This is a genomic window from Clostridium tunisiense TJ, from assembly GCF_000300195.1.
GTDB lineage: Bacteria > Bacillota > Clostridia > Clostridiales > Clostridiaceae > Clostridium_J > Clostridium_J tunisiense.
On the sequence record NZ_AMQH01000012.1, the window covers coordinates 185,963 to 206,962 of the forward strand.

Genomic DNA, 21,000 nt, shown 5'->3' on the forward strand with positions numbered 1-21,000 from the left:
TATTTAAGGAGTTGATATTATGGATAATACTAAGCTTAACTACTTTAGGGAAAAATTATTAGATGAAAGAAAAGATGTTAATGATTTATTAGGGCAGATGAGTGATAATGATACAATTACACCTTTAGTAGAGAGAAACACAGAACTTTCATATTACGATAATCATGGAGCTGATAATGGCGGAGAATTAAACGATTTGCTGAGAGGACTTGCCTTAGAAGGAAATGAAAAGTCTATAATTGGAAAAATAGACAGAGCTCTTAGGGATATAGAAAATGGTGATTATGGTGTATGTAAGGTGTGTGGTAAAAAAATACCAGAAGAAAGATTGGAGTTTATTCCTTATGCAGAGCATTGCGTTAGCTGTCAAAGCAGTATAAATAACGCTATTCCAGAAGATATTTCTGATGCGGCAAGACCTGTAGAAGAAGAGGTAATAGGAAGACCTTTCAGATTAGATAAAGATAGTAGAGATTACACTGGTTTTGATGTAGAGGATAGCTATCAAGCTGTTGCAATTTATAATGATAGTGATGGGTTCTATGACACTTTTGAGGACGATGATATTGAACATCGTTACGTAGATCCTATGGATTTAATTAGTAATGATCAATATAAACGACAGCTTCCAGATTAGTGGTTAATATTTCTGACAGCTAAAAGCTGTCAGAAATTTATTGTGATTATAGGGGGATAATTATGTTATTAGAAGTAGTTATTATAGTTTTAGGACTATTATTAGACAGAATAAGTAAGTTATGGGCTTTATCAACGCTAAAAGATAGCTTAGGTGTAACGATAATTAAAAACTTCTTCGCCTTTGAGTACTTGGAAAACAGAGGTGCAGCTTTTGGAATTCTTCAAAATAAGTTATGGTTATTGGTAGTGATTACAATACTAGTGGCTTCTGGCATGATATTTTATTTAATAAAATACAAACCTAATTCAAAGCTTCTTAGAATTTCAATAGCTATGATAGTTTCAGGTGCTATTGGTAACCTTATAGACAGGGTATACTATAATTTTGTTGTAGACTTTATTTTAGTTCATTATAAAGAGGCGTATTATTTTCCTACTTTTAATGTAGCAGATATACTTGTTAGTGTAGGAACCTTCTTTTTAATAATTTGTATATTAAAGGACGAGATTTAATGAGTGTTGAAAAATTTGTAGTAAGTGATTTAGATAAAAATAAAAGAGTTGATTTATTTTTAAGCGAAAAGCTCGAAAATATGTCAAGGTCGTATATTCAAGGAATTATAGAAAAAGAAAGTGTTAAAGTTAATGAGAAAATTATAAAGAGCAATTATAAATTAAAAACCAATGATGAGATATTAGTTGAAATACCAAATCCCGTAGAACTAGAAGTACAAGGGGAGAATATCCCTATAGATGTAGTTTATGAAGATAGTGATGTAATAGTGGTAAATAAACCCAAAGATATGGTTGTTCACCCTGCTCCAGGTAATTATACAGGAACTTTAGTAAATGCACTTTTGTATCATTGTACTGACTTATCTGGTATCAATGGTGTCATAAGACCTGGAATAGTCCATAGAATTGATAAAGATACTACTGGAATACTAGTTATTGCAAAAAATGATAATGCTCACAATAAACTAGCTGAACAATTTAAAAAACATAGTATGACTAGAACATATTATGCTTTGGTAGAAGGAAACATAAAAGAGGATGAAGGAACCGTAAACGCACCAATTGACCGTCACCCTGTAGACCGAGTAAGAATGGCGGTTGTAAAAAATGGAAGAGAGGCTGTTACTCATTATAAGGTTCTAGAGCGTTTTGGACAATACACATTAGTTAAGTGTAATTTAGAAACGGGAAGAACACATCAAATTAGAGTTCATATGGCATACATTGGCCATCCTCTAGTTGGTGATAATGTTTATGGCTACAAGAAGCAAAAATTTAATCTTCGTGGACAAGTGCTTCATGCTAAAGAGCTAGGATTCAATCACCCTACAAGTGGTGAGTATGTTCACTTTGATTCTAATCTTCCAGAATACTTTGAAGCAATACTACAAAATTTAAGAAATAGAAAATAAAATACTAAAATTATAAAGTGTTTTATAATAAAAGCAATAAGATTTAGGAGTTGTAATAAATATGGAATTAAAATCTGTTTTATTAGATGATAAAGCTATAAAAAGGACTTTAACTAGAATTTCTCATGAAATCATTGAAAAGAACAAAGGTGTTGAAGATTTAGTTCTTGTTGGGATAAAGAGCAGAGGAGTTCCTCTTGCAAATAGAATTGCGGATTTGATAGAACAATTTGAGGGAAAAAAGTTAGAAGTAGGGTCCGTGGATATCACCTTATACAGAGATGATTTAACAACCTTGGGAGAACAACCTACACTTAATAGTAAGGAAATTGGAATAGATATTAAAGGAAAGAAGATTATACTTGTTGATGATGTGCTTTATACTGGACGTACAGTTAGAGCAGCAATTGATGCGATAATCGATATTGGAAGGCCAGAAATGATTCAGCTAGCAGTACTAGTAGATAGAGGGCATAGAGAGTTACCAATAAGAGCAGATTACGTAGGTAAAAATATTCCTACATCAAGGAAAGAAGTCATATCTGTTAAGTTGGAAGAATTTGATGGAGAAGATTTAGTGAATATATTCGAAAATCATTAGGAGATTAAATTATGTATGATATAATTGCAACTACAACTTTTGGGCTAGAAGCTATAACAGCTAAAGAAATAAAAGCATTGGGATATGAAGACCTTATAGTGGAGAATGGTAGGGTAACCTTCCAGGGAGATGAGATGGATATTGCTATTTGTAATATTCATCTTAGAACTGCTGAAAGAGTTTTTATAAAGATGGCAGAATTTAAAGCGACTACTTTTGAGGAGTTATTCCAAGGAACTAAAGCAGTAAATTGGGAAGAACTTATACCCATAGATGGTAAAATGCATGTCATTGGAAAATCAGTTAAGTCACAATTACATAGTGTACCGGATTGCCAAGGCATTGTTAAGAAGGCTATTGTAGAAAAAATGAAAGAAAAGTATAATACATCTTGGTTCACTGAAGAAGGACCAGTGTATAAAATTGAAGTTGGAATTTTGAAAGATATAGTAACTCTTTCAGTTGATACTTCAGGAGTTGGATTACATAAAAGAGGTTATAGAGAAAATGCTGGTGAGGCTCCCTTAAAAGAAACTCTTGCAGCAGCCTTAGTACTCTTAACAAAGTTTGATGGCTCAAGACAGCTTATTGATCCATTTTGTGGATCAGGAACTATAGTCATAGAAGCTGCAATGATTGCTAAAAATATAGCTCCAGGATTAAATAGAACCTTCGTAAGCGAAACTTGGCCTACAATGGATAAGGAACTATGGCAACAAGTTAGACAAGGGGCAAAAGCTGCAGTAAATAGCAAAGACTTTAAAATCCAGGGATCGGACATAGATGGAAGAGTATTAAGAACTGCAATTAATAATGCGGAAAAAGCTGGAGTAAGCAACTATGTAAACTTTCAAAAGCTTCCAATGCAAAGCGTAAGTTCAAAAAAGAAAAATGGATTAATTATTACTAATCCTCCTTATGGTGAAAGATTGGGAGAATTAGAAGAAATAAAAGTTCTTTATAAGGAACTTTCAGCCATGTACTCAAACCTACTGGACTGGTCTTGCTACATACTAACATCTTTCGAAGAGTTTGAAAAAGCCTTTGGTAAAAAATCAGATAAAAATAGAAAATTATATAATGGTAGAATTCAATGTTACTACTATCAATATAATGTTAAATAAATGATAAAAGAAAACAACTAAAGTTCATTGTGAATTTTAGTTGTTTTTTATAAGAAAGTTACTGTTAAGAAAAAAATATTAAATATTTTAAGGACAGACTATATAATTAATGAAACAAACTTTTAATCTTTTAGAGAGTAGATTAAATAAGCTTATTTTCAGTAATATTATTTTTAAAGGTACAAAGCAATCTATAAAAATTGCTTCACATAATTTTATTGAAATCAGCTTTCAAAATTAATTGGTAAATTAAAGCACTAAATATTTGTGAAGGGGATTGTTAATATAGTATAATAGATTTATGAGAATTGAGAGGATTATGAGGGGGGAATTTTATGCTATCATATGCTTTAAAAAAGTACTTTAAGGGGTTTCACAATTTCTTACCTTTTTTAGTAATTAATTTAGTTTTGAATTTGATCAGTCTTAAAATATTTGATTTGCAATTTGGAGGAAGCTCTCTAATGAGAGCAATTAACTTAGGTGAAGAAATAGATTGGAATACTATTGCTTCTGACCCAAAATCTCAAGGTTTAACTATTACAATTTTTGTGGTTATTGGGGTAATGATGCTCATAGGTCCAATACTCAATAGCTATATAACTTTAGTTATAAAAAAATTGCTAGACAAAGAGGAGATAAATCATGGACATATTCTTAAAGAAAGTTTTAAGTTTTACTTTCCTTATTTGGGAGTTATGCTAGCAATTTTTCTTATGATATTAGGTTTGGCAATCGTTACAGGTATAGTTGCAGTGCTAATACCGGTTTTAGGTATAATTGGTGCTATTGCAGGGGGGATATTTATTATATATCTTGCAGTAACATATACACCAAGCGTTTCATATCTAATTTATTATAACAGCACAATTTCAGAAGCACTTCACTATGGAAAAGAAGTAGGAAAAAAATATTTCTGGAGGATTTTTGGGTTTTTATTAGTTGTAAATATAGTGAATAAAATAGTCAGTCTGCCAGACTCATCAAACATAATGGCTTATATAATTGCAACCTTATTAACCTTAGCAATAAGTATATTAAATACAACTTATATGGTTACTCTTTGCAAAGGGTATAAAAATCCTGAAATAGAATACGATAATGATTACCAATAAAGGATTGTAGTAATATTTACGAAGCAATATAAAACAAATAACCTTCTTTCTTAGCTGAAAGAAGGTTATTTGTTTTACATTATTAAATTGTATTTAAATTAAGATCTTTAGGTGTTACGTAAATAGTTTTATTGGTATAATAAATAACCATTCCAGGCTTTGCTCCTGACGCTTTACGAACATTTCTAATTTCTGTATAATCTACAGGAACATTGGAAGAATTCTTAGCTTTGCTATAAAAGGCAGCTAAGGTAGCTGCTTCTAGCAAGGTTGATTCAGGAATATCTCCACTATTTTTAATTATAACGTGAGAACCAGGTATGTTCTTAGTATGAAACCATATATCATTTTTATTTGCAAATTTTAAAGTTAAATAATCATTTTGGATATTATTTTTGCCTACATATATTTCAATACCATCAGAGGAAATGAAATGTAGAGGCTTTGAAGGTTTTGCTCTTTTATCCTTTACAGATTTTTTAAAAGCCACATATCCAGTTTCCATAAGTTCATTCCTAATATCTTGTATTTCAGTATAATTGTCAGCATTTAAAATATGAGATAATACAGATTGAAGATACTGTTCCTCTTCTTCTGCTAACTTAATTTGAATATTAGCGTTTTCTTCAGATTTCTTTAACTTATTGTATTTTTTAAAATAAGCCTGTGCATTTTCAGAAGGAGATTTGTTTTCCTTAAGAGGAATTTCAATATATTCTTCAGTATCACTATAATAATTTAAAAGGGTTGCACTTTTATCTCCCTTTTTTATACTGTAAATATTTGAAGTAATTAGCTCTCCGTAAAGATTCAGCATTGGCATTTCTTCACATTCCTTTAAGGTTTGTTTAAGGATATTAATTTTCTTAGTTATCCTATCTAAGTTGTTGGTAACTATTTTCTGAAGGTCTGCGCTTCTAGCATTTAATCTATCTGATTTATCCTTTTCATGGTAATAATCCTCTATAAGCTCACTAGGAGAATCAAATTCTTTAAAGTTGAATCCTTTATCAATAAGATTAGTTAATTTAAAGCAATGAAAGTCCTTTAGAATTCCATCGTTGCTATAAGAGCCCATATTAAAGGCATTTTCTTTAATACTGCTAAGAGATTTATTAGTAAAACTAAAGAGTTCCTCTAAATTATCTTTAGAAACAGGAATTTTATTAACCTCAGCTCTATAACAAAGCTCTTTTGAAAGAGGTGTGCTAATACCAGTTATGATTGTACTAAATAATTTGCTATCTAATGATGGCTCAGCATACTTTTTGTTAATTATTTCAATGAATTCGTCTTTTCTGAAAGAGAAAGCATTTAATTTATCGGATTTGGGAGGATAAATATATTCCATTCCTGGGTAAAGAACTCTGTAACTGTTTATATCAGCAGATAAATGCTTTATGCAGTCCATAATTTGGTTATCCCTTTTTCTTACCAGTGAAATATTACTGTGTCTTCCCATTATCTCTATAATTAAACTATAAACACTATCAAAACCTAAATCATCAGTGCTTTCAAAATCCAGAATCAAAATTCTATCACTTTCAACTTGTGTTACATTTACTAGGGTAGCAGTATTCAAATATTTTCTTAAAACCATGCAGAACATAGGTGGTTGCATAGGGTTTTCTTTAGTATCTTTTGTAAAGCTAACCCTAGCATAATTAGAGCTTGCACTTATTAATAATTTTTTGTTTTTTCTGTTTGCTTTAAAACTTAAAATAATTTCATCCTTTTCAGGCTGATTAATTTTATCTACTCTGCAATTTAAAATTTCACCTTTAATTTCCTTAATTAAGCTATAAAGATATATTCCATCTAGTGCCATATATATCATCCTTTCTAACAGGTAACTAACAATAGTATATATAGTATAACATTATAGGTAAATATTGAGAATAGTATACTACCATAAATAATAATTTCTCATATACATATAATATGGTAATATTAGTGTATAATATTAAGTTCTGAGGTGGTATTATGAAGTCGTTAAAATTTACTAAAATGCATGGAGCAGGTAATAATTTTATTGTTGTTGAAGATATGAATAATAAATTTGAGGATTTAAACACATTAGCTAAAGAGTTGTGTGATAGAGCCTTTGGTGTAGGTGGTGATGGGATACTAGTAGTTAAAAAAAGCAATACTGCAGACATAGACATGGTGATAATAAATGCAGATGGTTCCTATGCTGCAATGTGCGGAAATGGCATAAGATGTTTTGCTAAATACGTTTATGAAAAGGGAATTGTTTCAAAAGAGGTAATTAATATTGGGACTGGTGACGGAATTAAAATTGCAAGGTTAGTTGTAGACCAAGGAATAGTTAAAGAAGTAACTATAGATATGGGAATGCCTACTTTTCAGCCAAAAGAAATTCCTGCCCTTGCAGAGGAACCTATAATCAATAAATCTATACGAATTAAAGAAAAGGACTATGTGATTAGCACAATGCTAATGGGAGTACCTCATACTGTAATTATAGACAAATTAGATAATTACGAAGTAGATGAAGGTAGACTAATTGAAAAACTAGATATTTTTCCAAAGGGTACTAATGTGAACTTTTGCGAAGTAATAAATAAAAATGAGGTAAAAGTTAAAACTTGGGAAAGAGGAGCAGGAGCTACACTAGCTTGTGGAACTGGAGCTTGTGCTTCTGTGGTAGCTTGCAATAATCTTGGTTTAGTGGAGCGAAAGGTGAAAGTTTATATACCAGGTGGAGTTTTAAATATTGAAGTAACAGATAAGGGAATAATGATGACTGGGCCTGCAGTGACAGTTTTTGAAGGAGAAACACTTTAGTAAATATATAAATATAAACGTAAATTTACTAATTAAGAATTTAAAATGGCTTAAATTAAAGGTAAATATAAATTTAGTTGAAGGAAGGGATTGTAAAGTTTACAGTCTCTTTTTGTTGTCCCTTAAAAATCTAATCAAATCCTTGAAATCGCCTATAGCCTAGAAGTCAAGCCCTTTAGAGAGTTTGCAAAGAACTAAAGTAATTTGAACTAGTTACAAAATTACATTAAACAGTTAATAATTTATTTACAAACTTCAGGTTTATTATAAAAATATAAGGACAAACTTTTAAACAGTTAAATATATTATTCTAATAAAGTTTGATTGCGTTGAAAAAGGGCTTTTTAGAAGGGAGATGGAGAGGATGTTGGAAGATATAAACTTTTATTTAGATTTAGATAATGAAAAAATTGATGAAGAAGCAATTCAGTGTTTAACTAAGGAATGTTGTGAAAAGTATATGATATTTCCTTACAAGATTCAGGAAAACGTTTTATGCTTAGCTACAACAAGGCCATTGGACAAAAGTGATGTTAATAAGTTGAGATTCAAGGTGAAAAAGGAGATAAATTATTTTATAGCTGATAAATCACAAATTATTAATTTTATAAACTATTATTACGAAAAGGATTATACAAATAAAGTCTTACAGGAGTTTAAGTGTGAAAAAAAATTAAGTAAAAATAGTAGTGAGGAGGAAAAAGATAAAACAAAGTTATTAAGTGGACCAGTTATAAACCTTGTGGATTCTATTATTTTCAATGGGGTAGCTAAGGGTGCTAGTGATATACATATAGAACCATTTAAAAATAATATTTTTGTAAGGTTTAGAGTTGATGGAGAACTAGAAGAGTTTAATGTGTATCCCAAATCTATATATGATGCTGTAACTACAAGAATTAAAATTATTTCAAGAATGAATATAACAATAAAATACTCACCACAAGATGGAAAGTTTTCTAAAGTAATTAATGAAAATGAATATGACTTTAGGGTATCTTCCCTTCCAACTATAAATGGAGAAAAGTTTGTTATAAGAGTTTTGCATAGAAATGATACAGCTCTAACCCTCAGTAATTTAGGTTTTACACCAAAAGGCTGCAATCTTTTAGAGGAGTTATTAAAAAATAGACAAGGCCTTATCTTAATTACGGGGCCAACAGGTAGTGGCAAAACCACCACACTATACTCAATGTTAAAAGAGATTAATACTGTTAATAGAAACTTAGTTACTGTTGAAGAACCAGTGGAGTACCATCTAGAGGGTATAAATCAAGTGCAGGTGAATAATCAAAGTGGATTAACTTTTGCAAATACACTAAGGACAATTTTAAGACAAGATCCTGATGTAATTATGGTTGGTGAGATAATTGATGAAGCAACTGCTGAAACAGCAATTCGTGCCGCTCTAACAGGGCACTTAGTGCTAACGACCCTTCACACAAATGATGCCGCAAGCACCATAAACAGGTTAGTTGATATGAATATACCAACATATCTTATCAGCGACTCCATATTAGCGGTGGTTGCACAACGATTAGCAAGAAGAATATGTAATTATTGCAAAGAAAGTTATAAACCCAATAATAGTGAAAGGCTAATTTTAAATTTAAATGAGAAACAACAACTTCATAGGGGCGCAGGGTGCGTAAAATGCAATGGAACAGGATATAAAGGAAGAATAGTGGCCTATGAAATTATGTTAATTAATGAGAATCATAGAAGAATTATTTGTAGTAGTCACAACAGTGAAGACTTACGAAAGTACTCTATTAATAATGGAATGATACCTCTAAGAGATTACTTTAGACAGCTAGTTACTAATGGAGATACAACAGTTGAAGAATACTTATGTAATCTCCAAGAATTTAACCTGAAGCAGTTTATGGAGGCAAATTATGCAGTATAAATATGTAGCTACAAATATAGATGGCAACTATGTTAGAGGGAATAAGATTGCCAAAAATCCTGAAGAACTAGTTAAATTATTAAAAGGGGAAAAGCTATTTTGTATAAGTTATAGGAAAACTATAGAATTTGAGCTCATGAACTTCACTAAAAGGACTTCTCACAAGGATATAGCCCTATTTTGCAAATATATGAGCACTTCTTTAAAAGGTGGCATGAATATTTGTGACATATTAAATTTAATATGTTATCAGTTCAAGAATAAAAGCTTATCTAAAGGTCTAAATAATATTAAAGAAAACATCCAAATAGGAAATACTTTTTCAGAGACCTTAGAGAAATTTCCTATGGTATTTCCTCCCTTCTTCAGAGAGATGGTTTATATAGGAGAAGAAAGTGGAAATTTACAAGAAATTTTTTATAACATGGAGAATTACTATAGTTCAAATTATAAAAGAACTAAAAAGCTAATTAGCTCCTTAGTTTATCCAGCATTTACACTTTTTTTAACTATAGTTATTACCTTCTTTATGATTACCCAAATCTTGCCTAAGTTTATGATACATATTATTGATCTAAAAGGAGAACTTCCAGCTATCACAAAATTTTATTTAAATATGGGAAGCTTTTTAAATAAGTATGGATTGGTTTTTATGTTAGCAATAATTTTAACTTTTACTGGAGCTTATTATACATTAAAAAAAATACACATGAAAGATTTTTCCTTCATACTTGTGAAATTTCCATTCATCAGTTTTATATACAAAAAAGTATTTTATGCTAGGTTTAGTTATTCTATGTACATGCTACTTGGAAGTGGCATAGACATTATATCAGCTTTAAATATTATTATAAAATGTGAGAGAAAACAATTCTTCAGTGAGGGTATAAAGAAAGCTTCAAAATCCATTGAAGAAGGAAAATCCATTTATGAAGCTTTTAATTCTACAGGTATTTTCCCTAAGTTTTTTATTGCAATGGTTCATATAGGTGAAGAAAATGGCACTTTAGATAATATGTTAAATACCGCAAATGAGATTTTTGAACAGGACTTAAGTGGAGCACTAGAAAGATTATCTGTACTTATTGAACCAATACTAATCTTAATCCTTGGAGGAATTGTAGGTACTATTGTACTTGCTATAATGATGCCCATGATTAAGTTATCTACAGGGGGAATTTAAAAGTGAAAAAAGGATTTACGCTAATTGAGCTTATAATAACAATTTCATTAATTTCTATAATAGTTACAGCTTCATTAATGTCACTGAAAGGATTTAAGGAATTTAAGGATAATTTTGAAATGGACTATACAGTAAACCATACAATAGAGTTTATTAATAGTGCAAAGTGTTTTTCAAGGAGTAAGGGTAGCTCATCAATTATTGTAATAAATGAAGAAGAAAGCGATATACAACTATATTTCAATAGAAGAATGCTTAAGAATTTCAAATTGCCCAATAATATTAAAATTAACAGCAACAACGATGACATAGAAATAAGCAACTTGGGTAAGATTGGTAGCGGTGAGGCGTGTACTATTACCTTAACAAATAGAAGAACAAATGATGCTGCACAAATAACTTTAAAGGTAGGAACAGGATATGTCAGTGAAAAAAAGTAAGGGTTTTACACTAATAGAAGTTATAGTGAGCGTGAGTATCATTTCTATAGCTTTAATTACTATAATATCTTCTGAAATGTTAACCTTAAAACTAAAAAATCAACAAGGAGCTAAGGACAAGGGCATAATGATTTTAGAAACTACTAATAAAATAGTGACAAATAATTTATCTTATGGGGAAGTTTTAAATAATTTTGGCGATAATGTAAGATATATTACAAGTCCAAATACCAATATAGATCTAATTAAAAAAAGTAATATTATAAGTCTTTGTACCACAAGTTCAGAACCATCATATCCTTATATGATAATAAGTGGAGAAAAGGATAAAGATTATGATGTAGTGAAAGTGGTATTGAATTATGTAATTAACAAAAATGAGGGTTTAACTTATGTGTTTTATAAAGGGAACTATTAAAAAGAACCAAGGCTTTACTCTTATTGAAGTTATTATTTCACTATGCCTTATAACACTAGTGGGGTTACTTTTATTATCAACTTTTTCTGTTCATAGTAACACATATAATTATCTTTCAAATCATATTAAAAGTGATATTGCAATAAAAGAAGCTCTGGGATTTATACAGCAGGATATCCTAGAAAATAGCGAAGAAGTAGAAGTTAAAGATAATGAAATACATATTAAGAAAGGACTTAGTGCTAGTGACACTAACCATAAATTATATTTTAAAACTGTTAGAAAAGTTGTCTTTCAAGGCTCAGTTATATATGTGTATTTTAAAAATCAAAACAATGATTTTAGCTTTACACCCCAACCACTATTGTATGATGTGGAAACTTTCAATGTGGAAGAAAATTTTGACGTAATTTTTATAAAAATAAAGACTAAGGATGGAAATACTGGTGAAAAAGTTTTTAGTAGAAGTTAATAAGAAAAAGAGGAAGCATAAGGGCAATGTGTTGGTGCTAACATTAATCATTACTAATATAATATTAATGTTCAGCTTATATATAATTGCTAGAGTAGGGAATTTAGTGTTATACAATGAAAATTTAGCTAGTTATGTGTTAAAAGAAGATAAGAATTTAAAGCAAAGAGAGTATGTTTTAACACAACTTAACAATCTAGTTATGACAAATATGCAGGGTATCACAGGACAGAGTAATACTATCATAGGTATAGATGAATTTTTCAAAGTATATAACAACAGTACCATAGTAACTTATGAAAATTGTAGTATTAAATATAACAGTGCTAAAAAGGAATTCTTAATAGAAACTGTAATTCAAGATGGCTCATCTGTACAAAGTGTACTTACAGAAAAATTCTATATAGATATTAGTGGGGGAAAGCCTAAATACAACTTTTTAAAATTATAAAAAGGAAGGAGAGATTAATATTAGTTCAAATTATTTATTACAAATAAGTAACGATGCAGTTAGAGCGGTGCCTTTTAGAAAAAATCCTATAATAAAGAATGTAAAACTTTTTAATGAAGCTTTTGTAGATAGAGATTTTTTTGTAAGGCTAAAAAATAGAAAACTTACAATAGTTATTGAAGGAGAAGAAATATATATTGAACCTATTACTATTCCTAAGGTAAGAAATTTTCGCATTTATGATTTAGTAAAGAATGAACTGGTCTATAAGTTTGACAATATCGATAATGTTATATTTCACTATAAGGTTATTGGAGAAAGTGATAAATGTATTAATGTTATAGTATATTGTGCAAATATAGAAAATTATCATATGCTAAAAAAGGAAAACTATAATGGTGGTACTTTTACAAAAATTAATTTATTGCAAAATTATCTTCTTAATTATATTTCTAAAGTAATTAACGAAAAAGATTATTACATTGCCTTTAAATACAATAGGAACATCTATTTTTTATTAGTAAACAAAAACAATTTAATCGCAAATAGGGTTATGAAATTTGATAAAACTTTGAGTACCTATACTGAGGATTTTAAAGAGTTCTTAGAGGAGTACAAAGAAGAATATAGTTTTATAAATAAAATTTACACCTTAGATATAAGTTTATCAAATATAGAGTTAGATAATTTTATTGTTACAAAACTAAAAGCAGTAAATAGTAAAGAGTTTTTAAATTATATAATTTTAAAGGGGTAAAACATGCGTAAAGATTATATTCCAAATTGGTATATAGAAAAAATCGAAAAAAAAGAAATAAAATATTATAAGTCTTTAACCTTTTCACTGATTTTTATAGTTTTAATTATGGCTGGTTTCGCTATGAAAAATATTAGTACATATAATAGCTTGATGTTTGAAAGTATTAATAAGCTAAGCACTAAAAAGGATACTACCCAAGATGCTGTAGAAAAAAATATAGATATTAACACATTGAAGTATCTTCAAGAGAAGATTATTAATACTTCAATAAATCTTGATAAAATAACTATTGATAAGAATACTATTTCAATGATAATTGATGTGAAGGATATGAATGACTATTTAGTTAATATAAAACATTTAGAAGCTAACAGTGACATAATCTATGTATCAAATATAATGGAAAAAGAAAAGCAAAAGTTTTTTGAAGTAAAGGTGAAAATTAAAAATGAAAAATATTAAGTATAAAGTAGTGATAATTCTATTAAGTTTTTTATGTGTAGTTACCTGTATAACTAATAATAGTTATGAAAGAAAAGTTCGCGATTATTATTTACAAGTTAATAATGTTACTGTAGATGCAAAACCTAAGAAAAAGTATACCTTGTACGATGCACTAAATATGCTTAATAAATATGATTCCTTAGAAATTAAGAAAATAAACCTAGAGGGTAACAATGAATGTGATATACAAATTAAGTATTGTGGAGATTTTAAAGCTTCTATAGATACATTAGAAGAAATATGCAATATTGAGGAAGTTATTAAAATTGAAAATATAACAATAAACTCAAAGGATAATACTGCTGATTTTAATGTAAAATTTCTACTAATGAAGTAATAGTTAAAATATTAATAGTTTCTTGAATAGATTCCTAGTATTGAGTAGAATATATTTAGGAAACTATACAAATGTACATAGGAGATAAGATGAAGGAAAATATAATATTAGTAGGACTAAGCACCTGTGGGAAAACTACTTTAGGAAAAGAAGTTAGTAAAAGTTTAAAAATGAATTTTGTAGATTGTGATAATGTAATAGAACATAAAGAAGGTAAGAGCATAAGTGAAATATTTAAAGTTTTAGGGGAGAACTATTTTAGACAATTAGAAAAAGAATTAATAAGCAGTTTATTTCAATTGGAATCTACTGTTATAAGTACAGGGGGTGGAATGCCTATATACAACAATAATATGGAGTTGTTAAAAAAAATAGGTGTTGTTATATTTTTAAATACCCCAATTGATACACTGATTAGTAGAAATTTAAAAGTAAACAATAGGCCCCTTATAATAGAAAATACAGAAGAAAAAATAAAGAGCATGTACAATCATAGAGTAGATATATATAGAAAGGCTCATTACACTTTAGATACTTGCGATCTAACCATAGAGCAATCCGTGGATGCTATAATTAATTTAGTAAAAACCCACATGAATTTGCTGTATATAAAATAATATATTTGCAAATAGCGTTGAGTTTTGGTAAAATAATTTTGTTAGCGAAAAAAAGAATGTGGATACTTATGAAAAATATAGTATTTTTGGATTCTTATGTACATAGCTAATAAAAAGGTTGACAAAAAATTAACATAAAATAAGGTTTGGTATTAATTTATTTTAATAGGTTATAATAAATGTAACTAACAACGCAATTATACAGGAGGTAACACTGATGATATCAGCAGGAGATTTAAGAAAAGGAACAACTTTTGAAGAGGGTGGACAAGTTTATACTGTAATAGACTTTTTACATGTTAAACCAGGTAAAGGAGCTGCTTTCGTAAGAACTAAGTTAAGAAATGCGGTAACTGGTGGGGTTACTGAAACAACTTTTAACCCAACAGCTAAATTACAAGAAGCAGTTATTGAAAGAAAAGAAATGCAATACTTATATTCTGATGGAGAGTTATACTACTTCATGGATCAAGAAACTTATGAGCAAATTCCACTTAACTATGAAAAAGTTGAAGAAGCAATTAAGTTCTTAAAAGAAAATATGTATGCTGTTATTAAGTTTTACAAAGGAGAGGCTTTCTCTGTTGAAGCACCAAACTTTGTTGAATTAGTTATAACTCACACAGAACCAGGAGCAAAAGGTAACTCTACTTCAAACGTTATGAAGCCAGCTACAGTTGAAACTGGTGCAATAGTTCCAGTTCCACTATTCGTAAATGAAGGTGAAACAATTAGAATAGACACAAGAACAGGTGAATATATGGAAAGAGTTTAACTCTTTCATAAAAAGCTAATCGAATTAATTCGATTAGCTTTTTTTCTTTTTTGTAATAATAGCTCCATTTTCAAATGACTTTAGGAAAGATAATGCTCCCAGCCTCTTAAGGTGGGAGTCTTGTGCTAAAAATTAAACTTTATTATAAGAAAGATGAGTTTGTTGAGTCAAATCTCCTTTCAAAGCCACTCTGAAAAATAAACTAATATTATTTAAAAGGGTTTATATTTTTAAAAATAAATTTATATTTTGGTAATAATTACGGTAGTTACTTAATAACAATTAAGTAAGAAAGGATGATGTTTATGTTAACTAAAGATATATCGGATATACTACCAAACACAATAAAAAATGAAATTCAGCGATGCGATAAATTGGACAAGATTCAAGAAATTAGAGTAAAAGTCAATAAACCCTTATTTTTAGTTTGCGATAATAAGGAATTAAAATTAAATTATAGTTCAACTCTTGAGGATGTAAAAATTATTCTTCAAAGAATGAGCAATTATTCTATTTATGCATTTGAGGATGAAATAAAGCAGGGGTATATTACAATCCAAGGTGGACACAGAGTTGGACTGTGTGGAAGCTGTGTTTTGGATAAAAACTCTATAAAAACAATTAAAAATATAGCATCTATAAATATCAGAGTAGCAAGAGAGGTAATAGGCTGTGGAGATAGGATAATACCCTATATTACAAAGGATAATAGAATTCTTAATACTATTATAATTTCTCCACCCAAATGCGGTAAGACTACAATTTTAAGAGATTTATCAAGATTAATTTCTTATGGAGTTCCTAAGCTTAATTTGTCAGGGAAGAATGTTTCAGTAATTGATGAAAGAAGTGAAATTGGAGCTTGCTTTAGGGGTATGCCTCAAATGGACATTGGTATAAGAACAGATATTTTAGATGGGTGCCCTAAAAGTGAAGGTATAATCATGGCTATTAGAAGCATGGCTCCACAAGTAGTTATTTGTGATGAAATAGGAACTTATAAGGATATGGAAAGCATTATTCTAGCATTAAATTCAGGAGTGAATCTAATTACTACTATACATGGATTTGATGTTGATGACCTTTATAGAAGACCGGTATTTAAAGAAGTAATGGAAAATAAAGTTTTTGATAAAGCAGTGGTTTTAAGTAATAGAAGGGGTATTGCCACCATAGAATATATATATGATTTTACTAAAGGTGAGAAAGTAAGGGGGGAGAGTTTTTGATAAAAATACTGGGAATACTTTTGATTTTAATTTCTTCAACTGTAGTTGGATTTATGTATGGAGAAGGAATGAAGAAAAGAGTTAAGGAATTGAATGAGCTTTTAAGAGGAGTGTATATATTAAAAAATGAAATTAATTACATGCACTCCTTACTACCAGAAGCACTTATGAAGGTGTCAGAAAAGTGTACAGGTACTATTAAAAAAATATTTGTAGATGCATCAAAAATACTTCTAAGTAATGAAGAAGTAGATGTGTATACAAGCTTTAAGAAGTCTATTGACATAAATAAATCTAATATCAATCTTACCAAAGAAGATTTAAGTATTTTTTTAGATCTAAGTAAGAGTTTAGGGGAACTAGATGTAGACGGGCACAACGATATATTCAGCTTAGTAACTGAAAATTTAAACAAAGCAATTATTGGAGCAGAGAGTAATTTAGAAAAAAGTATTAAGATGTATAGATATCTTGGTTTTTCCTTTGGGGCCATGATTGCAATAGTTTTAATTTAGGAGGGGTAATATGTTAGACATGAGTACAATTTTCAAAATAGCTATAGTGGGAATTGTAATGATAATTCTTGAAAAAGTTTTAAATAGTGGAGGCAAATCAGAATATGCTGTCATAAGTAATTTAGCAGGAGTGATAATCATATTAATGCTTGTAATTAGCTTGATTAGCAAGCTATTTAACTCGGTTCAGACACTATTTTATTTTTAGGAGGGTACTATGGAAATAATTAAAGTAGTTACCTTTGCTCTAGTTGCACTTATTATTGTCATGGTGGTTAAGAATGAAAGAAATGACATAGCAGTCTTCTTAAGTTTGGTTGCTGGAATAATGATTTTTATCTTTATGATTAGCAAGCTCACTATAGTAGTAAACTTTTTACAAAGTTTATCCAATAAGGCAAATATAGATGTGGTTTATTTAGATACAGTTTTTAAAGTCCTTGGTATTGCATATTTATCATCTTTTTGTAGTGAGGTATGCAAAGATGCTGGTGAAGGTAGTATTGCAGCTAAGGTAGAGTTTGCTGGAAAGATATTAATATTAACCTTAGCCATACCTATATTAATGGCTGTAATGAGAAGTATATTAAAAATAATGTAGAGGTATATTATGAAAAAAATATTATTTATTCTGATGATGATATTATGGATACCCTTAAATGTCCAGGCTTCGGAGGAAATAAAAATTGACCAAGAACAAATGAATAAAGTTAATGGATTGTATAATTATATTTCTAACATGCAAAATGAATATGATTTATTAAGAGATATGTCGCCAAAGGAATTTGTTGAAGCTTACATGAAAGATGGACAAGGATCTTTACAGGAAAAGAAAATTACAAAAATAGCGATAAGTTATATTTTTAAAGAAGTAGTAGCCTCTTTTAAAATAATAGGAGGACTTATTATCATTGCAGTAGTATGTGCCTTGCTTAATAACCTGCAAAGTGCATTTAGTAATGAAAGTTTGTCTAATATTGCATATTTTGCCTGCTTCGCAGTGATGATTACTATAATAGCTAAAGGGTTTTATGTAGGGGTAGATTTGGTTCATGATGTAATTTTAGATATAAGCAATTTCATGGCAGCCTTAATGCCGGTTTTAATTGCACTTCTTGCCAGTGTTGGTAGTTTTACGGAAGCTGTAGTTATGGATCCTATAATAATGGCAGCCTGTAGCATAGGTGCAAATTTATATTCTACTATTATTATACCAATCATTTGTATGAGTTTTGTATTAGAGTTTGTAAATAATATTTCAGATGGATATAACATTGATAAACTCACGTCCTTATTAAGAAAATGTGCTCTGTGGTCTCAAGGAATAATTCTTACAATTTTTGTAGGAATAATAACCATAAGAGGCATAACTTCAAGTAGTTTAGATTTGGTAACTACAAAGACAGCAAAGTATGCAGTGGATAGCTTCATTCCAGTGGTTGGAAAAACCTTGTCTGATGCTTTTGCCACAGTGGCTAGCTACACAATGTTACTGAAGAGTTCTGTAAGTGTATTAGGGGTACTGGTGCTAATTGGAATTGTGTTAGTTCCAATAATAAAAATAGTTACTATGGCATTTATGTACAAGCTAACTGCTGCATTATTACAGCCAGTTAGTGATAAAAAGGTTACTGCTGTAATTGATTCCGCTGGTAGTTCCTTAATTCTTTTAGGATCATGTTTAATAAGTGTGACTATAATGTTCTTTATTATGATAACTATAATTGCAACTACTGGAAAAGGCTTAATACTAGCATAAAACTTTGTAAAAGCAGGTGGTATTATGATTGAAGCATTAAAGACCTGGATAATAACAATTTGCACTGCAGTATTTTTTACAACTGCAGTACAAATGATACTTCCAGAAGGATCATTAAAAAAATATTCTAATTTTGTTTTAGGATTAATAATATTAGTTGTTATGTTAAATCCTATTGTTAAAATATTTAACCCTAATATAAGTATCAATAATTTAATAGAAACCTCATCAGCCTATATTTCAAACAAAGAATACGAAGGTGATTTTGAGAAGTATAGGGATGCCAATATTAATAATACTCTTAATGCTTTCAAGAACAATTTAGAAAAGCAATGCATTAGGGATTTAGAGAAAACTTTTGGAAAAGACAAGTATAAAGCTAAAGTTAATGCACAGTATGATAAAAAGGAAAATATATTCCTAATAAATAGCATAGAAATCGGAATAAATGATGGCTCTGTTGAAAGGGTTAAAAATGTTGAAATAGGCAAGGAAAGTGTTACTGTAGATAGCCCAGATAAAATGGATAATAAAAAAGCTACTGAAATAAAAGATTATATTAGTTCTAAATATGATATATCTAAAAATAAAATTTATATATACAGAGCAAATTCTGTATACAAAATAAATTAAAACTCATGATTACAAAGGGGGGAATTTAAATGTTAGAGGAGCTAAAAAATAAGATAACCAAGATAGTTAAAGGGGAAGATAAATTAGTAGAACCTTCACCAGAAAAACAAGATGATGAGAAAAAAACACCAAAAAACAAAGGGAAAAACTTTATGACAAATATGATGATTTTATTCTTATCAGGAGTACTTTTAGTAATTGTTAGCAGTATATTTAAGCCAGAAATTTTACCTACAGATGAAAATAAATCCAAGGACAAGGCTGTTCAGACAAGTAGCGATGGAATAAACTCACCTACCACAGATAATTCTTATAAGGAAAAGGTGCAAAGTGAGTTGATATCTACGTTAGAACATATCGATGGAGTTGGCAGTGTTCGTGTAATGATTTACTTTGAGGGAGGAGAGGAGCAGATTCCTGCATTTAATACTAACGACTCTACCAGCACTACAGATGAAAAGGATCCTTCAGGAGGGACTAGAAAAATTACACAGGACAACGGCGGGAATACCGTAGTAATGACAAATGAGGGAGACAATCAACAACCCTTTATACTAAAAAAATATAATCCTAAAATTACTGGGATATGTGTTGTAGCTGAAGGGGCAAGTGATAAAGTTACTGAGCTTAGAGTTCGTCAGGCAGTAACTATACTATTTGGATTGCCAGAAAATAAAGTTCAGGTATATCCTATGAAAAAGTAGCATATAATGTGTTAGAAATAAAAATTTGGGGGGAATAAAAATGAATAAAAAACAAACTATAATTATTTCTGTACTTTTAGTATTAATCGTGTTTGCTGGGTATCTTGCAACACAAGTAAATGGTCCACTTTATGTAACTGATGATCAATTTGTAGGTGAAACTGCAAAAACTTCAACAAAGAGCAATTTCTTCACTGAAGCTGCTTTAAAGCATGAGCAGGATCAAGCTAAAGCTATTCAAAGCTTAAAGAGCTTACTTGATGATGCTAATGTTCCAGCAGAGCAAAAAGCACAAGTTTCAATTGAATATAAAGATTTAGCTCTACAAACTGAAAAAGAGGGCGAAATTGAGTTAACACTTAAAGCTCAAGGTTACGAAGAAGCTTTATGTACACTAGACAAAGAAAAAGCTACAGTATTTGTTAAATCAGAAAAAGAATTAAGTGACCAACAAGTAAGACAAATTAAAGACGTAGTAATGAGCAAATCTAACATAAAAAATATAGAAATCAAGGTTGCTCAATAACATTTGTAAAATTATTCTTAATCTGATATAATGACCTTAGTAACTTTTACCTAA

27 protein-coding genes are annotated in these 21,000 nt (G+C 29.7%); 26 read left to right on the top strand and 1 reads right to left on the bottom strand.

The window, feature by feature from the left end:
• Window positions 1–19: 19 nt before the first annotated feature.
• The 6 genes from C661_RS0112605 (at window position 20) to C661_RS0112630 (ending at window position 4,906) form a co-directional block, all read left to right on the top strand.
• Window positions 20–637: a TraR/DksA C4-type zinc finger protein gene (locus C661_RS0112605; protein WP_017415685.1), complete on the top strand. Its 618-nt coding sequence runs from the start codon at window positions 20–22 to the stop codon at window positions 635–637.
• Between the two features lie 62 nt (window positions 638–699).
• On the top strand, window positions 700–1,152 hold the full coding sequence (gene lspA / locus C661_RS0112610; protein ID WP_017415686.1) for a signal peptidase II: 453 nt from the start codon (window positions 700–702) through the stop codon (window positions 1,150–1,152).
• Window positions 1,152–2,066, top strand: coding sequence for an RluA family pseudouridine synthase (locus tag C661_RS0112615; RefSeq protein ID WP_017415687.1), 915 nt, complete (start codon window positions 1,152–1,154; stop codon window positions 2,064–2,066). The genes lspA and C661_RS0112615 overlap by 1 nt, the downstream gene beginning before the upstream one ends.
• A 61-nt stretch (window positions 2,067–2,127) precedes the next feature.
• Entirely contained in the window at window positions 2,128–2,667 is a 540-nt protein-coding gene (gene pyrR, locus C661_RS0112620; protein ID WP_017415688.1) for a bifunctional pyr operon transcriptional regulator/uracil phosphoribosyltransferase PyrR, read from the top strand.
• Between the two features lie 8 nt (window positions 2,668–2,675).
• Window positions 2,676–3,791 (top strand): THUMP domain-containing class I SAM-dependent RNA methyltransferase, encoded by a 1,116-nt coding sequence (locus C661_RS0112625; RefSeq protein ID WP_026051046.1) that lies wholly within the window; start codon window positions 2,676–2,678, stop codon window positions 3,789–3,791.
• Window positions 3,792–4,126: 335 nt separating this feature from the next.
• Window positions 4,127–4,906, top strand: coding sequence for a hypothetical protein (locus C661_RS0112630; RefSeq protein ID WP_017415690.1), 780 nt, complete (start codon window positions 4,127–4,129; stop codon window positions 4,904–4,906).
• An 82-nt stretch (window positions 4,907–4,988) separates the two neighbouring features.
• Here C661_RS0112630 and C661_RS0112635 read toward each other — a convergent pair whose 3' ends face one another.
• Window positions 4,989–6,734 (bottom strand): Rqc2 family fibronectin-binding protein, encoded by a 1,746-nt coding sequence (locus C661_RS0112635; RefSeq protein WP_017415691.1) that lies wholly within the window; start codon window positions 6,732–6,734, stop codon window positions 4,989–4,991.
• A gap of 155 nt (window positions 6,735–6,889) precedes the next feature.
• On the opposite strand from C661_RS0112635, the gene dapF reads away from it, so the two are divergent.
• From dapF to C661_RS0112735, 20 genes are all read left to right on the top strand, one after another.
• On the top strand, window positions 6,890–7,714 hold the full coding sequence (gene dapF, locus C661_RS0112640; RefSeq protein ID WP_017415692.1) for a diaminopimelate epimerase: 825 nt from the start codon (window positions 6,890–6,892) through the stop codon (window positions 7,712–7,714).
• A 364-nt stretch (window positions 7,715–8,078) separates the two neighbouring features.
• Window positions 8,079–9,623 carry a GspE/PulE family protein gene (locus C661_RS0112645; RefSeq protein ID WP_017415693.1) on the top strand — a complete coding sequence of 515 codons (1,545 nt, stop codon included), beginning with the start codon at window positions 8,079–8,081 and terminating at the stop codon, window positions 9,621–9,623.
• Window positions 9,613–10,806 carry a type II secretion system F family protein gene (locus C661_RS0112650; RefSeq protein ID WP_017415694.1) on the top strand — a complete coding sequence of 398 codons (1,194 nt, stop codon included), beginning with the start codon at window positions 9,613–9,615 and terminating at the stop codon, window positions 10,804–10,806. Before C661_RS0112645 ends, C661_RS0112650 begins: the two co-directional genes overlap by 11 nt.
• Window positions 10,807–10,808: 2 nt before the next feature.
• A complete protein-coding gene (locus tag C661_RS0112655) occupies window positions 10,809–11,246 on the top strand; it encodes a prepilin-type N-terminal cleavage/methylation domain-containing protein (protein WP_017415695.1) in 438 nt (145 codons plus the stop codon).
• Window positions 11,227–11,664, top strand: a complete 438-nt coding sequence (locus C661_RS0112660; RefSeq protein WP_017415696.1) for a prepilin-type N-terminal cleavage/methylation domain-containing protein — start codon at window positions 11,227–11,229, stop codon at window positions 11,662–11,664. Before C661_RS0112655 ends, C661_RS0112660 begins: the two co-directional genes overlap by 20 nt.
• Window positions 11,639–12,136 (top strand): prepilin-type N-terminal cleavage/methylation domain-containing protein, encoded by a 498-nt coding sequence (locus C661_RS21840; protein ID WP_017415697.1) that lies wholly within the window; start codon window positions 11,639–11,641, stop codon window positions 12,134–12,136. Before C661_RS0112660 ends, C661_RS21840 begins: the two co-directional genes overlap by 26 nt.
• On the top strand, window positions 12,111–12,587 hold the full coding sequence (locus C661_RS0112670) for a hypothetical protein (RefSeq protein WP_017415698.1): 477 nt from the start codon (window positions 12,111–12,113) through the stop codon (window positions 12,585–12,587). The genes C661_RS21840 and C661_RS0112670 overlap by 26 nt, the downstream gene beginning before the upstream one ends.
• Window positions 12,588–12,654: 67 nt before the next feature.
• Window positions 12,655–13,344, top strand: coding sequence for a hypothetical protein (locus tag C661_RS0112675; RefSeq protein WP_017415699.1), 690 nt, complete (start codon window positions 12,655–12,657; stop codon window positions 13,342–13,344).
• A gap of 3 nt (window positions 13,345–13,347) precedes the next feature.
• Entirely contained in the window at window positions 13,348–13,809 is a 462-nt protein-coding gene (locus C661_RS0112680; RefSeq protein WP_017415700.1) for a hypothetical protein, read from the top strand.
• Complete coding sequence (locus tag C661_RS0112685; protein WP_017415701.1) at window positions 13,796–14,188, top strand: hypothetical protein; 393 nt, start codon at window positions 13,796–13,798, stop codon at window positions 14,186–14,188. Before C661_RS0112680 ends, C661_RS0112685 begins: the two co-directional genes overlap by 14 nt.
• Window positions 14,189–14,277: 89 nt before the next feature.
• Window positions 14,278–14,805: a shikimate kinase gene (locus C661_RS0112690; protein ID WP_017415702.1), complete on the top strand. Its 528-nt coding sequence runs from the start codon at window positions 14,278–14,280 to the stop codon at window positions 14,803–14,805.
• 217 nt (window positions 14,806–15,022) lie between these two features.
• Window positions 15,023–15,580 carry an elongation factor P gene (efp, locus tag C661_RS0112695; protein WP_017415703.1) on the top strand — a complete coding sequence of 186 codons (558 nt, stop codon included), beginning with the start codon at window positions 15,023–15,025 and terminating at the stop codon, window positions 15,578–15,580.
• Window positions 15,581–15,885: 305 nt separating this feature from the next.
• Complete coding sequence (spoIIIAA, locus tag C661_RS0112700) at window positions 15,886–16,809, top strand: stage III sporulation protein AA (RefSeq protein WP_017415704.1); 924 nt, start codon at window positions 15,886–15,888, stop codon at window positions 16,807–16,809.
• Window positions 16,806–17,324, top strand: a complete 519-nt coding sequence (gene spoIIIAB, locus C661_RS0112705) for a stage III sporulation protein SpoIIIAB (protein ID WP_017415705.1) — start codon at window positions 16,806–16,808, stop codon at window positions 17,322–17,324. Before spoIIIAA ends, spoIIIAB begins: the two co-directional genes overlap by 4 nt.
• Before the next feature lie 10 nt (window positions 17,325–17,334).
• Entirely contained in the window at window positions 17,335–17,532 is a 198-nt protein-coding gene (gene spoIIIAC, locus C661_RS0112710; protein WP_017415706.1) for a stage III sporulation protein AC, read from the top strand.
• Window positions 17,533–17,541: 9 nt separating this feature from the next.
• The gene (gene spoIIIAD / locus C661_RS0112715) at window positions 17,542–17,925 is read left to right on the top strand and encodes a stage III sporulation protein AD (protein ID WP_017415707.1); all 384 of its coding nucleotides are present in this window, start codon (window positions 17,542–17,544) and stop codon (window positions 17,923–17,925) included.
• A 9-nt stretch (window positions 17,926–17,934) separates the two neighbouring features.
• Window positions 17,935–19,083 (top strand): stage III sporulation protein AE, encoded by a 1,149-nt coding sequence (gene spoIIIAE / locus C661_RS0112720; protein ID WP_017415708.1) that lies wholly within the window; start codon window positions 17,935–17,937, stop codon window positions 19,081–19,083.
• A 24-nt stretch (window positions 19,084–19,107) separates the two neighbouring features.
• Window positions 19,108–19,716 (top strand): stage III sporulation protein AF, encoded by a 609-nt coding sequence (gene spoIIIAF, locus C661_RS0112725; RefSeq protein ID WP_017415709.1) that lies wholly within the window; start codon window positions 19,108–19,110, stop codon window positions 19,714–19,716.
• A gap of 29 nt (window positions 19,717–19,745) precedes the next feature.
• Window positions 19,746–20,420, top strand: coding sequence for a stage III sporulation protein AG (gene spoIIIAG / locus C661_RS0112730; RefSeq protein WP_017415710.1), 675 nt, complete (start codon window positions 19,746–19,748; stop codon window positions 20,418–20,420).
• 40 nt (window positions 20,421–20,460) lie between these two features.
• Window positions 20,461–20,946, top strand: a complete 486-nt coding sequence (locus C661_RS0112735) for a SpoIIIAH-like family protein (RefSeq protein WP_017415711.1) — start codon at window positions 20,461–20,463, stop codon at window positions 20,944–20,946.
• The last annotated feature ends 54 nt before the right edge of the window (window positions 20,947–21,000 follow it).